Source organism: Kaistella sp. (assembly GCF_032060305.1).
Classification (GTDB): Bacteria; Bacteroidota; Bacteroidia; order Flavobacteriales; family Weeksellaceae; genus Kaistella; species Kaistella yananensis.
Genome location: NZ_DAMBHK010000015.1, coordinates 9,346 through 24,932 on the forward strand (window position 1 = coordinate 9,346; position 15,587 = coordinate 24,932).

Sequence of the window (15,587 nt, forward strand, 5' to 3'; positions counted from 1 at the left end):
CAAATTTTCCTAATAATTCTGAAAAAGCGCCCAGCCAGCATTTTCCGTCTTTAATAAAAAAATACACAAAAGCGTTTTTGTAGGATTCAGATAAATTCAGAAAGGTTTGGGAAAGACTGAGTTTTGAACCGTTGAATTCTACCAGTTTTCGTCTGGAAATCACGAGTTTGGAAAGTTGATTTTCTTTAATGAAGTCAATTACATTCAATAACTTCTTCTGATACTCTTCCGATGTTTCCTCTCTAAAATCAAGGAGTTCCATTTTCAAATCATCATTAAAAATTTCATGATTTAAAAACTCACTTATTGATATTGCTTTGATATTTCCTTTAAAATCTAATTTTTCTGACTGATCGAATGACAGAAAAGACACTGCCTCAGAAGCTGAAGTTTCATCTGTAGTGTAAATAATTTCGGAAAAAGGAAATCTAAAGAAAATCATTTTTATTTGGGACGCGGAATGATATTATTGGTCATGGTGGTATGATTGATCAGGTGACCATGTTCGTCGCGGATATCGATTTCGGAGACATGCATGGTGTTTCCTTTGCGGATAAATCTCGCAGTTCCGGTGACCATTCCGTCTTTTTTGCTGCGTAAATGATTGGAATTGATATTGGTTCCCACAGGCACCACTTTCTCTGTATCTACGTGCAAAACAGAAAGACAGGAGCCAAGCGTTTCGGCCAGAACACAGTTTGCGCCGCCGTGAAGAATGCCGAAAGGCTGATGAACTCTTGGTGTTACCGGCATAGTGGCAGTAAGGGTATCATCGGTTACATCAGTGAAAATAATTCCCAGTGTTTTACCCAAATTATCGCCGCCCCAGTTGTTGAGTTTGTGCAGAATTCCGTTCTTTTTATCTTCGTTCATCATTTAGTTTTTAATAGATTTTAGGATTCCAGTTTTCAGGATATTTGGGTGTAATTTTTTTGTAATAATCTTCCATTTCCTGCATAATATCTTCGAAAGAGCGGGTTTCGAGATCTTTCACCGAAATTTCATAGCCAAGATGAATCTGTTTCGTTTTGAAATCGCCTGCTGCCACAATAATCGGAACTTTTGCCGCCATCGCCATGTGATAAAAGCCTTTGCGCCATTTCGGCACCCAGCTTCTTGTTCCTTCCGGGGTAATCACCAGACTGAAATCTTCTTTTTTGAACTGATCAACCACAAATTTCACGAGGTCGTTTTTCTGGGAACGGTCGATCCCGATTCCGCCCAGCGCTTTTACCACTCCGCCGTACCAGGCTTTTGTGTGCTGATCTTTGATAATGATTTTCAACGGTTTATCGAGTGCCCAATACGCAAGATTGCCAAGAAGATATTCCTGATTGGAAGTATGTGGTGCAACGACAAGAATACAACGGTTAAGATTATTTACATCGCCTTCGAGAACAATTTTCCAGCCGATAAGTTTCAGGATGAGTTTTCCGATGAGTTTTTTCATATCAATTGATTCCGGGAAAGGAATTTAATTTTACTGTTTCTTATTAAACAAAAAAGTATAACCAAAGGTATTGGTTATACTTTACAAATATATTGAATTAAAATTCTAACTAAAATAAACTGCTAACGAAATCAATGATTCTCATTGCGATTTCTAAAACGAACTGTACCATGATTGAGGTTTTTGAGTGTGATTACTAACTTGATTAAATTCGCGTTACGAAATTAGTATTTTTTTTAATGAAAATACCAATCCGGATGTTAAATTTTGGTTAAACCTGAAATGAACAAGCGAAAAGCGGATTTTTCTGTGGAGCAGATCCTCCGCCTTTGCTCATCCACTCTCATTATTTGGTTTTAATGGATATTTCTTTCTTTCCGTCTTTAATGGAGATGTCAACATTTTCCATTTTGCCCATATTTGTTTTCATGGAATCGATGATTTTATCGGCCTCTGCTTTCGGCATTTTGGTCCCATTGATAATGACGCTGTCTTTATCTGAGGAACTGTACTGAATGGTAGATCCATTTATCTTGATCTTATTTTTCTCGATAACTACGCCATGCGCATCGTCGTCATCGTCATCCTGAACTCCGTCGCCATCCAGATCGCCGTCCAGATTCAGTGCATTTTCTTTCACTTTGAAAACTTTGGTGCTCATCGGAACTACCAGTTCATAGTTAACATTATAATCGCGGAAGCGGTCCTGGTAAGGGTATTTTACAAAATTGGGCAGCAATATTTTGTTATCCTGAGTTTCTACCGGTACATTAAGCTGGATCGGAATATTATAACCCTTCCCTTCTTTTTTTATGATTAAATATGGCGCCGTAGCAGTTGCGCTTCTTGTTACATCAACGTAAGGATAATTTTCTTCGTAAACCATCTGCTTGTCTGAAAAAATATCGTCATCGTAAGCGGTGAAGTTCTGCGGAATCGTGATTTGCTTCACGTCAATATACAGACTGTCGGAAGTGGTGTTGATGGCCACATTCTCGGTATCTTCTTTATGACCTTTGTAAATCATGTCCTTTTTAGCCATGTTAATTCCGAAATAAGTTCCGAAAGCGATAAGAATCAGCAATAACGCACCGAGTACATATCCTACATTTCTGAGCTGTGTTTTAGGAGAAATGAGTTTAATGGAAAGTAAACTGAAGAGAATTGCCGGGATAAGTGTCCCGATCAGCATCATGGCATACAGCACATTGCTCATTCCGCCATCTTCAAAAAGGAAGTTGAATTCACGCATCGGTGAGAGCTCCATACTTCCGAAAAGTCCGAAGATAAAGAATGCTCCAATGATGCAACCTAATGCCATCAATCCGAAGATTCCGCCCAGAATGTAACGGATTACATTCCAGATTCCGCTCCCGGCATTGTTGATGTAAGGTTTGTTTTCTTGATAAATTTCTCCGACTCTCTGTGTAGATTCATTGGCAAACTGAACCAGTTTGTTGGATTCGTTTTTCAGATTGTCGAAGTTCATGGGCTTTCCCTTCATTTTCAGGAAATCTGTTGCGGTTTCTGCTTTTGGTAAAACGATCCACAGAATTACATAAATCAAAATAATCAGTGAAGTTGAAATTGCTGCCGTGAAAACTCCAAGGATTGCGATTCCTAACCAAATGGCGCGCATGGCGCTTACATCCATCCCCACGTAATGTGCTAAACCTGCGCACACGCCTGCGATTTTCTGTTTTTCAGGGTCGCGGAACAGCTGTTTCTGGCCGGTGAACGTTCCTGTAGTTTTGTGGTCTCTTCTTGAAGATTTGTCAGAAAAGTAAGCCTCTTCCTGTTCTTCGATCTGCTCCGGCTTACCGATTTGTGAGATAACTTTCTCTACATCAGTATCATTGATGACTTCACGTTTTCCTAAAGTATCTTTGAAGATTTCAACCATCCGGATTTCGATGTCGTGCATTACCTCATCAGCTTCGTTTGCATCCAAAGAGCTTCTGAGCGCGGCAAGATAATCGCTGAGTTTAATATATGCGTGTTCCTCGATCGTGAAGGAGAAACCGGCAAGTCCTATTGAGAGTGTCTTGTTCATATTTTTAAGAGTTTGGGTGGAACGAGCTTTCAGGTGCGTCCGTTGAGTTATTGTTTTTAGTAATTTGGTTTACTGAGTCGGTAAGTTCTTTCCAGGTATTCAGCAGTTCGGCAAGGAATAACTTACCTTTTTCTGTTATCTGATAGTACTTTCTTGGTGGACCTCCGGTAGATTCTTCCCATCGGTAAGCGAGGAATTCGCCGTTTTTGAGTCTTGTGAGTAGCGGGTATAGCGTCCCTTCCACCACATCCAGTTTTCCTTTTTTAAGTTCATCAATCAAATCGGAAACGTACATTTCTTTTCTGTCGATCAAACTCAAAATACAGAATTCCAGAATTCCTTTTCGCATTTGCGCTTTGGTGTTTTCTGTGTTCATATTATTTTAGGTTATTAATTGGTTCTAATTTGCAAAGGATTTCTCATCCTATCAATCTTACAATGCAAAGATATAAAATTATTTTAGTATTATGCAATACAAAGTAGTAAAAAATTTAAAATTTTTAAAAAATTCTTTCTTGATGTATTTTTGAAAACCTTTAAAAACTAATATAATAAGCACTTTGAAACGATTTCACCATTTAGATTAAACAAAAAAAATCCGCCTCAATAATGAGACAGATTTAATTATTTAGTAATTAAAGATTAAAACACTACTTTTTAATAGTCTTAAATGATTTAGCAGAACCATCCTCCATGTGTAATGTCACGATATACATGCCGGTCTTCAGATCCGAAAGGTTAAGTTGAGCATCTGCTTTCATATTTTTCACTAATCTTCCTGCCACATCGTTCACAGATACAGATTTTACTCCTTTCACATCTGAAATATTTAAAACATCGTGGAATGGATTAGGATATACAGAAACCTTGGCTTTATCAACATTAGATGTTCCCTGAGTCGCTGAATTCACCTGAATCGTATAATCTTCAACCTGTCCAAAGCTGGAGCCCGTGGTAACACATGCATTGGCAAAATTACTCAGGTTAGGTTCTGTATTTGGGCCCGTACTACCGTAATAAGCAGATTTAACCCTCATTCTTGTCTGTCCTAATTTTGCATCTTCAGGAACTACGATAGATCCTACTGCCGGAGTTCCATTTACTCCATCCGAGCCCAAAACAAATTTAAAGGTTTCAGGAGTTGTAAAATATTTCTCATTGGCATCATCAAAATCCCCATCTTGGTTCCAGTCGATAAATACAGCAAAGAAATGTCTGAATGTAGTCCCGTCCGTATTCGCATTCATTGAAATAGGATAAGTCGTATTTGTCAACACCGTCCCTATTTTATCCAGGAAGAATTCGTGGGCAGGGCTTCCGCCTACCGTTGCAGAAGTTGTATTGTTAATCCCTGCAAAAGTTACGTTCGTTGTAGGCTCCACTGTAGAATATGTTAGTGGTCCGCAATACTGAACTGTGGTAGTGGTGAAACTGATCTCTGTACATCCTGCAGCGTCGCCAACAGTGTTATACGGTACTACCTTTAAGTAATACATGGTGTTAGCCTGTAAAGCGGGCTTATAAGTAGTCCCGGTAACTACCGTTCCGTTTGCAATGTCGGTTCCTCCAGGGGTCGTACCAATATATACTTTATATCCCGCTGCGTACTGAACAGTATTCCACGTAATAGTTCCGTTTGCCGGGAAATCTGTTGATCCGGAAACTGGCAGACTAACACTTGCACAAATTGGAGCTGATGGCGGATTCAGTAATGATAGCGTGTAATCTTCAACCTGCCCATTTCCTAAATTAGCACATGGGTTTAGTAAAGCGTCGATCAGTGCAGTTGTAGAACTGTTGAAATTGTATTTGATTCGCATTCTCTTATTACCCAAACTTACCCCATTCGGTACTGCAATATTTCCTGCCAAATTTACTGTTGCACCTGTTCCTCCAACCAATGGTGGCGTGGTAAAGTACTGTTCACCGCCATCATTAAAATCTCCGTCGTTATTCCAGTCGATAAACACGGTCATCCCAAACCTGTTTGTTCCCAGACCTGTCGCTGCTACTGTAAGTTGGTTAGGAATATCAGCATATACAGGTAGAACAATCGATGTAAAATCTTCGTGTGCAGGTGCTCCTGTGGCAGCCGATGACGTATTGGTTACACCGTTAAGAGAAACAGAAGAAATAGGATACGTAACTGCTGAGGCAGTAATTGGACCGCAATAACCGATATCATTATTTGTTGTAAACGATATTTCAGTACATCCCGCAGCACTTCCGTTCAGGTTCTTAGGAGTAACTTTTGCATAATACGTAGTGTTGGTTGCCAAAGTAAGGTTGGTAGTAGTACCCCCAACTGTAATATTTACAAGATCTGATCCTCCCGGAGTCGTTCCTACCGTCACATCATAACTTACTGCGGTTGGTACTGCATCCCATGCCAAAGATAAATTTCCTGCTGATATGGTAGATCCGTTTGCAGGATAATTGATTGTAGTACATGCAGGGACAGTAGTAACAACTTCCTGATTAACTGTAATATCATCTACATAAATATTTCCGGAAGTTGATCCGCTTCTTACAAACCAAGCACCTACTCCGTAAACCTGTCCCGGCTGAATGATACCGGCAGGGATTGTACCGCTTAAAGTAGCGCAAGTTGTGGTTGCGGCAGAAGTTAAAGTAACCGGAGTTCCGAAAGTATTTACCGACCACTGATTTGTCGCCGTGTTCAGAACAAAATAGGCTAAGCTTAAGGTACCCGTAACCGTTGATGCCTTTTTATAACCTACGCTTACGTCAATTTTTTGTCCATTTCCGGTTTGTCCTATTTCGCTCAGATCGATCATATAACCTGTTTGTGTTGCCGATGAGCTGATCGCGAGTTGCCCCCCGTTCGTTCCGTTACATGCAGCTGCAGTGGTTCGGCTTCCGCCACCAAACTGTTTGTAAATGGTCGTATTGTAACCCGGATCTTCAAAATTGCCTACATAGGCGTACTGTGCATTTGCACCAAATCCCAATGCCAAAAAGCATGAAAGTAAAAATTTCTTCATAATATTTAATTGTTAATTGACACCAAATTTAAAAATTAATTTCAACTAAAAGCTAAAATCTTTTGTAAATTTAAAACAAAACCCCAATAAGGTTGTCAATTCCAAAAAAACCTTCAATGAATAGATTTTTAACTGAATCTAATAAGAATCACTCCCCATATGCTGCAGCAGTCTTCTGTTTTCTGCCGTAAGCTTTTCCATTTTCTGAAGGAGATGGTGGATCACTTCCACACCGGGGAGATTTACATCAAGATCATAATGCCAGTTCGCAAACCTTTCGAACAATTCAAGTTCATCATAAAGCAGATATTTTACTTCATTTTCGGTCACGGTCTTTAGCAGCCCCGCTTCTTCAAGAGAATCAAAAAAAGTAATTTCTATATTATAAATCTTTACGAGTTCTTCCCGTGATATTCTCTCGCTCATCGCTGTAAATCTTTTAGTTGTTGGAATAAATCTTTTTCTTTCTCAGATAGATTTGTAGGAATTTTTACGTGGTACGTCACCACCAGATCTCCGAACTCGCCTTCTTTTTTATACACCGGAAAACCTTTTCCTTTCAATCGCGCTTTTGTACCGTTCTGTGTTCCGGGTTTTACTTTAAGGTTTACACTGCCATCCAGAGTTTTCACGTTCACTTCGCCACCCAAAACAGCCGTATAAAGATCAACAATCACCTCCGCACTCAGTTGGTCGCCGTTTCTTTTAAAATGAGGGTCTTCTGCAATATTGAAGGTAATATACAGGTCTCCGTTCGGGCCGCCGTTATAACCGGGGCTGCCGTGGCCTTTGAGTTTAATCTTCTGTCCGTCGGCAATTCCGGCCGGAATCGTAATCCGTACTTTCTTACCATTAATCTCAAAAGTTTGCTGATGAGTGGTAGCCGCATCGCGGAGGTGAAGATTCAGTTCTGCAGAGATGTCCTGACCGCGGAATTTTCCGGATGTACTTCCCCGCGCACTTCTGCCAAAACCGCTACCTGCGCCTCCACCAAACATGCTTTGGAAAAAATCTGAAAAATCCTCACCTTCGCCGAAATCTGCACCTGAAAATCCACCATAACTCGCTCTCTGTTTCGAATGCTGTTGCTGCTGTCTGGCCTTTTCATATTCTTCGCCATGTTTCCAGTGTTCACCGTATTTGTCATATTTTTCACGGTTTTCCGGGTGACTCAGTACTTCATTGGCTTCATTGATTTCCTTGAATTTCAGTTCAGCTTCCTTATCGCCGGGATTCACGTCGGGGTGGTATTTTCTTGCAAGTTTGCGGTAAGCTTTTTTAATATCTTCGGCCGACGCGTTTTTATCGATTCCCAAAATCTTATAATAATCTATATAAGCCATAGTATCATTGATTTATTCAAATTTAGGAAATTTTGCTGCAATCTTAATTTAAAGAACTGTTAAACTTTAAAGTGAATGTTTTATTTTAGCTCAAAAATTATCTCATTGTTTTTCAAAGGCTTGCCATTAATTTTCCTGATTTTTTATGTACCTGTTTTCTCACAGGTGCAGGATTCGGCAATGCTTATTTCTGAAGTTCAGCTTGATGCCTACCGTAAACCGGCGAAACTCATCACCGCTACCAAATCGGTATCTGTAGCGGATCCAAATTTTCTTTTACAGAACGCACCCGGCCGCCTTTTGGAATCATTAAATCTCTTGCCGGGAAGTAAAATGGAAGAACGATCCCCCGGAAGCTACCGTTTTTCGATTCGGGGAAGCACGCTGAGGTCTCCGTTCGGGGTAAGAAATGTGAAAATTTATCTTGATGATTTCTCCCTCACAGACGCTGCGGGAAATACGTATCTGAATATTCTGGATCCGGAAATCCTTCAATCAATTGAAATTTACAAAGGTCCTGAAAGTGGAGATTTCGGAGCAGTAACAGGCGGAACAGCTTTGCTTCAGACAAAAAATTCAGAAGAAAAAAGTTTTGGCATTTCAGCCGGAAGCTTCAGTCATTATAAAGGAAAAATTCGATTCGCTGAGCAGTTTAACAATCATTTTCTGCAAGTCTATACCAGTTACGAAACCACAGATTCTTACCGTGACCACGCTGCATTGCAAAGAAAATTCATGTTTCTGAACGACCGGTATCGCTATGGCCAAAACAACCAGTTCCACGTGCTGCTCCTACTCTCCAAGCTTCATTACGAAACTCCTGGTGGACTAACGCTTGCCCAAATGGAGGAAAATCCCAGGCAGGCCCGGCCAAAAACTGCCACACTTCCGGGAGCCGCGGAACAGCAGGCCGGTATTTATAATAAAATGATTTTTGCCGGACTGTCTAATCTTATCAATTTTACTGAAAATTTCAGTCATTTTATTGTAGTGCAAGGAAATTATAATGATTTCCGAAACCCTTTTATCACCAATTTCGAAAAAAGATTTGAAAACAATTTTACCGTTCGTACCCATTTAAATTTCGCTGAAAAATCGCTGAATTCCGTTTATGAAACACGTCTGGGTTTCGAAGGTGCGGCCGCAAAAGCAATCATCAGAAATTTCGATAACAGGCTTGGAGTTCCGACGAATCCGCAGAATTTTGATAATATATCTGCCAACAGCGGTTTTGTTTTCCTTTCCCAAAAAGCTGTCTTCGGAGAAAAACTGACGATCGACCTTGCCGGAAGCCTAAACTTAATGAAGTACCGTTGGGAAAGCATTTTTCCGGAACAAACATCAGGCAACAGAAAATTTAAAAATGAATTTCTGCCGAATCTGGGGATTTCATATCTGTTGGGAAATGGTTTTTCTGCACGCGGAAAAATTGGCAAGGGAAATTCTGCTCCCACAACCGAAGAACTCCGCTCTTCAGCGCAGGAAATCAACCGCAGTCTGAATCCGGAATTTGGGTGGAATAAAGAAATCGGCATCAGAAAACAGTGGGGAAATTTACTGTTTACTGAACTGAGTTTTTTCGATTTCAGGCTTAAAGACGCGATAGTAAGGAGGGAAAACGACAACGGTCAGGAATATTTTGTGAATGCCGGAGAAACGGTTCAAAAAGGAATTGAATTTGTTGCAGAGAGCAGAAAAATTCACATCAACAACAAATTACTGAACAGCATAAAGTTCTATCTCGCAGGTAATCTTTATGATTTCATCTTTAAAAATTACATCAAAAACAGCGCTGATTTTTCAGGTAATCAACTCACCGGCGTTCCCTCCACCTCTTTGCAACATCTGATGAATATTGAACTGTTGCAGGGTTTAAAAATAGATATCGCACATTTTTACACCTCGAAAATTCCACTGAACGATGCCAATTCTGTCTTTGCAGAACCTTCTTTTATAGGCAATATTTCTGCCAGCTATCTTTTGAAATCAAGAACTTTCAATGGAAGTTTATGCATGAGCATTCAGAATATTTATAACACACCGTACAGTTTGGGCTATGACACGAACGCTTTTGGCAACCGGTTTTATAACCCTGCGGCAGGCAGAAATTATTTGCTTGGCATAAATTTAACACTAAACTCACCGCTATGAAAAAACTTATTTACACCATGCTGATCACATTATTGGCCAGCTGTACCAAAGAAAAACCAAACTCAGAACCTGCACAGAATAATTCGGCAGATGTTCCGGTAACTGGTTCTTTAAAATCCGTTCGAGAGCCCATAAAACAGACGAAAGAAAATATCTTGAAAAACATCAACGGCGAAATTATATCTTATTTAAAATCAAATGATTACACTCGTTTTTCGCAGTTCATACATCCACATAAGGGCATACGTTTTTCGATGTACGCGTATGTGCAGCCTGAAAAAGACAAACATTTTTCCCGGGAAGATTTCAACAGATATATTTCAATGCCTACGAAATTTACCTGGGGAGAAAAAGACGGAACAGGCGATCTGCTTGTGGTTTCGCTGCAAAATTATTTACAACAGTGGGTTTTTAAAAGAGATTTCACGCAAGCTCAATTTTATTTGAATGAATTTAAAGGAAAAGGAAATTCACTCAATAACTTGTTAAAGATTTATCCTAACGCTGATTTCACTGAAAATTACATTCCCGGATCTGAGAAATACAGCGGCATGGACTGGAATTCTCTGCGTTTTGTTTTTGAGGAATTTCAGGGCAAATATTACCTTGTAGCCCTCATTAATGATGAATGGACTGTTTAATTTCCCGAGAAAAGAAATTTACCAATATCTTTGATTAAATTTTAAAACATGAAAGACGTTCTAAAGAACTACTCGGGAATTATTCTGCTTCTGACAGGAATTACTGCAGGCAGTTTTATAGGCATTTTTTTTCCGGCTGCGGTCATTTACCTGAAACCTCTGGGTGATATTTTCCTGAATTTACTTTTTGTGAGCGTGGTACCGCTGGTATTTTTTGCAGTTTCCAATTCTATCGCATCGTTAGAGCATCAGTCGAAATTTGGGAAAATAATTTTTTCTATGATTTTTACATTTCTGCTTTTCATCATTATTGCTGCTCTGTTTACCATTGCGGCAGTTTATTTTTTTCCGACAGAAGCTTTACCTTCCACTTCTGGTGAAACAATCGATACCGGAGCCGAAACTTCGTGGGGCGACCGGATTGTAAGCTTTTTTACCGTGGGTGAATTCACCGAACTTTTTTCCCGAAAAAACATGCTGGCTTTGTTAATATTTGCTTTTCTTACGGGAACTGCAGTGAGAAAAACAGGTGGTTCCGGGGCACCGTTCCGGCAATTTCTTGCTTCAGGCTACGAGGTAATGAAAGAACTGCTGCTCATCGTCATGAAAGCCGCTCCCATTGGTTTAGGAGCGTATTTCGCATATCAGGTTGCGACCGTCGGACCTCAGCTTTTCGGATTTTATGCGAAGCCGCTCGGACTTTATTACATTGCCGGAACGGTTTACTTTCTCCTGTTTTTTACAATTTACGCTTTCATGGCGAAAGGAAAAGACGGTGTTCAGAAATTCTGGAAAAACAATATTTATCCGAGTTTAACGGCCATTTCAACCTGCAGCAGTTTCGCCACAATGCCTGCCAATTTACAGGCCGCCGCAAAAATCGGTGTGCCGGATGCAGTTGCCAACATTGTAATTCCGATCGGCAGTACGCTGCACAAAAACGGTTCCTCCATGTCGTCGATCATTAAAATTTATGTAGCGTTTTTAATTATCGGCGAAAATTTCTTCGATCCGATGAATCTGCTTCTCGCAATCGGAATCACGGTTTTTGTAAGTATTGTAGCCGGCGGAATCCCGAACGGAGGTTATATTGGCGAAATGCTGATGATTTCGGTATACCAGCTTCCGGTTGAGGCGATTCCCGCGGTAATGATTATCGGAACATTGGTAGATCCACTGGCCACCGTTTTAAATTCTACTGGAGATACCGTTGCCGCAATGTTTGTAACAAAAATTTCAGGTGAAAAATTTGAAGAACCGAAGGATTTTGCGGTATAAATTTGAAAATTCCATCGTCTCAAAAAATAACTTTTGACCATCTCAAAAATATATGCATATTTGAGATGCTGTGAGCAAACCTAAAAACCGAATCTTTTACAGCACAACTTATGACGAAATTTTCCACTTTTGCCCTGCTTGTAAGCTTCGCTCTATTTACAAGTTGCGATTTCATTAAAAACACTTTCACTTACAAAGACAAAACTGAAAATTTTGTTGAAGCCCTGATGGATAAAAATTACGACGAGTGTATCAATCTGATGGCAACGGATCACGAGACGGCAAAAAAGACAAACCGGGACTCACTGAAATTTGGTTTAGATCAGTTCAGAGCAGTGATAGGCAGCAATTTTGGAGATGGAAATTTTGAATACACCTTCATGAATGCCGAAAAGAAACGCTCTACCATAGCCGCCGAAAATACACCACCCAATACCACACTGGCTCACATTGAATTTTCAAATGGGAAAAATATTGGCGTCTTTCAGATTTTATTCGATGACACCTCAAATAAAATTATTAACATTCATACCCTTGATGTAAAAGCGGAGAAACCCAACATGCTGCTGTTCTGGCTTTTCGGAATTCTGCCATTGGCTGTTTTATTATTCAACATTTATGTCATCCGACAAATCAGGAAAAGCAATTTAACCAGAAAATGGCTGAAATACCTTGCAGTTATTGTTTTAAATGTACCGGCAATCTCTTATGCTGCGGTCGACGGCCTTTCGTATAAGCTTCTGAACTTTCAGATATTGTTTGGTGTTGGATTTTCATTTATGGGATATCTTGGCTCGGTGTGGACTTTCGGAATTCCTTTAGGTGGGATTTACTGGTTATGGAAGCTTCATCAACAGAAAAATTTAGCCTTTATTACTAAATCAACGTCTCAGATAATACCAGATTCACACGAAAAAACAACAGAAAATATGTAATTCATTTTACATTCCTGCGCTAATAGTAATCGCACGAGGAGATAAGGCTTTCTAAAAAACAATCAGTACGTGCAAATTAAAAAGCCGCTCTTTTGGAACGGCTTTTTATATAATTTTTATCGATAATCGTAGTATCGCGATCCAACCAAAACCGGATTTTCTGTTTCAATCTTTTTTAATCCAAAACCTTTATAATCTGAATTTACCGACGATTCCAGTTGTTTTCGGTGAAGTTTTTCGTAGGTTTCAAAATCAATGGCTTTTCTGTTTTTTAAATTCTCAAAAACATTCCATTTCTGAACTACTTCGCGCCAGGATTTTCCAACTTTTCCGGCAAAAACTTTCGCTTTCGAACCGCTTCCATAGGCTAAAAACCCAATTTTCTGATCCTTCAGATCTTCCTGATTATCGTAACTCACCTGCATTGCCGAAAGCAAAGCCATGAAAACCGAAGCCGTGTACATATTGCCCACTTCGGAGGAAGCGCGTTGTGAAGGCTCAATTTTTCGGTTGATGAAGCTTAAATATTCTTCGGATTTTGCAACAGCTTTCTGCTCGTCGGGAGTTCCGTACGGATGATTGTTCTCGAGGCTGAAAAGTTCGGTAAAAACTCTTTTTCCGTGAAAAGCATAGGGTAAATGGAAAATTAGGTAACGCCAGTTTTCATAAGGTTTTTCGATTCCTGTTTGTTCTTTGTAATGTTCGTAAGCTTCGCGAATTCTGTCCTGATAACACTGGTTGGAATATTGCCCATCAAAAACCGGTTCGTCAGTAAAAATTTCAATTTTATCGGGCATGGATGCTGCGGCAGATTTCAGATCAGATTTCAACGCTGCCCTTCTTGGTTTAAAGAAATCGAAAACACTTTCTGTGGCTACACCGTACACATTTTCGATTTCTAAAAGTTGAGGATGATCTGACAAAAGAAGTGCAACCGCGCCTCCACCCTGGGTATATTCGCCCGAGCTTTCCAGCTCATATTTTGCATAATCTGATGCAATTACCACGGCTTTCTTACCGGGATTCGCACGGCAGAAATCCAGGCAGTTCTGCAAAGCGTCCACAGCGCCTACACAAGCGAACGTCATATCCACCACATCACAGTTTTTGAAACATCTTGCTCCGAAGTCCTTTTCCAGAACTGCTTCCACCATTTGCATCGCATAGGTTGCGGTAGGTTTTGCTGCATCCAGGGCACTTTCGGTACCGAGATAAATGCGGGAAATTTCTTTTGGATTGAGGTTGTAATCTTTAATCAGTTTCAGTAAAGCTTCCGCAGCAAAAGTTGCTGCATCTTCATGCACATCCGGAAAAGCCATTTTGTGTAAGCCCAAACCTTTCTCGAGTTTCGCAGGCTCAATGTTTCTTTTTTCTGCTAAATCTTTAATTTCTAAATAAAGGGAAGGAACGTGGAAGCTTGCCGCTTCAATACCGTAAATCATACTGCTTAATTTTAGACAAATCTCCGAAAATTATCTTCCATGAGAAAATAAAAATTGCCGGAACTGCTGCTCCGGCAAAAATTTTAACACTGATAAATAAGTTTATTTGTAAGCTTCAATCGTTTTATTAATCAAATCGATCTGCTGATTGATGGTCGGGCTGGCAGGATTTGCCTTCAACACTGCCATTTTTTTAGCCAGACCTTCTTTCAGAATCTGAACAATCATCATTTTTGCCTGTGGATTATTACCCAGCTGGCCTTTTACCTGAGTTAATATTTTGGTAACATTTTCAGTCGCTTTCAGGTTATCGGAACTCATGATCCAGTTATAGCCATCTTCGGCAGCGGCTCCCAATTCAGGATTCTGGAATTTCAAAAACGGATAAAAAGCTGCCGTAGAAGCAATCGCAGGCATTTGCTTTTCGATTTTATTTTTAACAATAATCGGTAAAAGTTCTGCAATTAAATCGTCGCTTGCACCATCAAGATCAATGTTGCTGGCCAAAGTCGCGACTTTTGAAGGATCAACCACTGCAATCCCGGAAAGTGAACTGCCCTTTACCGCATTGGAAACGGCATTCATTCCCTTTTCAAAAACCGGCAGATATTTCTTGTCTTTTGTTTTTGCCAAAGCTGAAATTGCCGCCGCCTGAACCAAAGTTTTCGGATCTTCGGAAGCCATTTTTTCCACTATTGCCAACGCTGCTTTTGCCTGATCAGGTTTTGATAAATCTAATCCACTCAACGCTTTCATTCTGATTCTGAAATTGGAATCTTTCAAGGCCGCCACCAAAATTTTCAGTGACGCAGGATTGGCGCCTTTATTCTCGGCAGCATGTTCTACCGCTCTGTAACGGCTCAAAAATTCTTTGGAATTCGAATACTGTGCAAAATACTGCTCCGGAGTTTTATCGCCGGTAAATTCTCCCAGTATTACGCCATCAGCATTCAGATTGATGAAATCCGGGTTTTTGGAAACCGGGAAGGTGAAATCATTTTTATCTTTCGCGCTTACCCAAACATTTTTTCTTGAAGGTTTGCCGTTTTCGTAGATATCAAGCGCCAGCGGAAACTGGAAATTACCGCCCAACTGGTCCTGACTAACCGTTATCCGAACCTGTTTTTTCACCGGTTCGAAGGTTGTGGTGTAAGAAACTTTCGGGTGGCCGCTTCCGAAGAACCATTGGTTAAAAAACCAGTTCAGGTCTTTACCCGAAACTTTTTCGAGCGAGAGACGGAACTGATGCGCTTCGCCCGTGCCGTATTCATTGGTTTTCAGATAATCGT

14 protein-coding genes are annotated in these 15,587 nt (G+C 40.2%); 4 read left to right on the top strand and 10 right to left on the bottom strand.

What is annotated here, in order from left to right; genetic code table 11:
• The 8 genes from V5N63_RS03525 to V5N63_RS03560 all read right to left on the bottom strand — a co-directional run.
• Positions 1-442, bottom strand: a 442-nt coding sequence (locus tag V5N63_RS03525) for a chorismate-binding protein (protein ID WP_442905772.1), incomplete at its 3' end; no start/stop codon positions are given.
• Between the two features lie 2 nt (positions 443-444).
• Positions 445-873 (bottom strand): PaaI family thioesterase, encoded by a 429-nt coding sequence (locus tag V5N63_RS03530; RefSeq protein ID WP_332032877.1) that lies wholly within the window; start codon positions 871-873, stop codon positions 445-447.
• A 10-nt stretch (positions 874-883) separates the two neighbouring features.
• Positions 884-1,450, bottom strand: a complete 567-nt coding sequence (locus tag V5N63_RS03535; RefSeq protein WP_332032860.1) for a 1-acyl-sn-glycerol-3-phosphate acyltransferase — start codon at positions 1,448-1,450, stop codon at positions 884-886.
• Between the two features lie 346 nt (positions 1,451-1,796).
• The gene (locus tag V5N63_RS03540; RefSeq protein WP_332032861.1) at positions 1,797-3,503 is read right to left on the bottom strand and encodes a PspC domain-containing protein; all 1,707 of its coding nucleotides are present in this window, start codon (positions 3,501-3,503) and stop codon (positions 1,797-1,799) included.
• Positions 3,504-3,507: 4 nt separating this feature from the next.
• Positions 3,508-3,879, bottom strand: a complete 372-nt coding sequence (locus V5N63_RS03545) for a PadR family transcriptional regulator (protein WP_265143550.1) — start codon at positions 3,877-3,879, stop codon at positions 3,508-3,510.
• A gap of 274 nt (positions 3,880-4,153) precedes the next feature.
• Positions 4,154-6,508, bottom strand: coding sequence for a GEVED domain-containing protein (locus V5N63_RS03550; protein ID WP_332032862.1), 2,355 nt, complete (start codon positions 6,506-6,508; stop codon positions 4,154-4,156).
• A gap of 138 nt (positions 6,509-6,646) precedes the next feature.
• Positions 6,647-6,934, bottom strand: coding sequence for a chaperone modulator CbpM (locus V5N63_RS03555; RefSeq protein ID WP_088469915.1), 288 nt, complete (start codon positions 6,932-6,934; stop codon positions 6,647-6,649).
• Positions 6,931-7,851, bottom strand: coding sequence for a J domain-containing protein (locus V5N63_RS03560; RefSeq protein ID WP_332032863.1), 921 nt, complete (start codon positions 7,849-7,851; stop codon positions 6,931-6,933). Before V5N63_RS03560 ends, V5N63_RS03555 begins: the two co-directional genes overlap by 4 nt.
• Before the next feature lie 75 nt (positions 7,852-7,926).
• Here V5N63_RS03560 and V5N63_RS03565 point away from each other — a divergent pair, with 75 nt between their 5' ends.
• From V5N63_RS03565 to V5N63_RS03580, 4 genes are all read left to right on the top strand, one after another.
• Positions 7,927-10,002, top strand: a complete 2,076-nt coding sequence (locus V5N63_RS03565) for a TonB-dependent receptor (RefSeq protein WP_332032864.1) — start codon at positions 7,927-7,929, stop codon at positions 10,000-10,002.
• Entirely contained in the window at positions 9,999-10,643 is a 645-nt protein-coding gene (locus tag V5N63_RS03570; protein ID WP_332032865.1) for a hypothetical protein, read from the top strand. The genes V5N63_RS03565 and V5N63_RS03570 overlap by 4 nt, the downstream gene beginning before the upstream one ends.
• 48 nt (positions 10,644-10,691) lie before the next feature.
• Positions 10,692-11,921, top strand: a complete 1,230-nt coding sequence (locus V5N63_RS03575; RefSeq protein WP_332032866.1) for a dicarboxylate/amino acid:cation symporter — start codon at positions 10,692-10,694, stop codon at positions 11,919-11,921.
• Positions 11,922-12,031: 110 nt separating this feature from the next.
• Entirely contained in the window at positions 12,032-12,856 is an 825-nt protein-coding gene (locus V5N63_RS03580; RefSeq protein ID WP_332032867.1) for a hypothetical protein, read from the top strand.
• 116 nt (positions 12,857-12,972) lie between these two features.
• Here the strand turns inward: V5N63_RS03580 and V5N63_RS03585 are convergent, their stop codons facing one another.
• A complete protein-coding gene (locus V5N63_RS03585; protein WP_332032868.1) occupies positions 12,973-14,298 on the bottom strand; it encodes a hydroxymethylglutaryl-CoA synthase family protein in 1,326 nt (441 codons plus the stop codon).
• A 102-nt stretch (positions 14,299-14,400) separates the two neighbouring features.
• A partial coding sequence (locus tag V5N63_RS03590) for a HEAT repeat domain-containing protein (RefSeq protein WP_332032869.1) occupies positions 14,401-15,587 on the bottom strand: 1,187 nt, incomplete at its 5' end.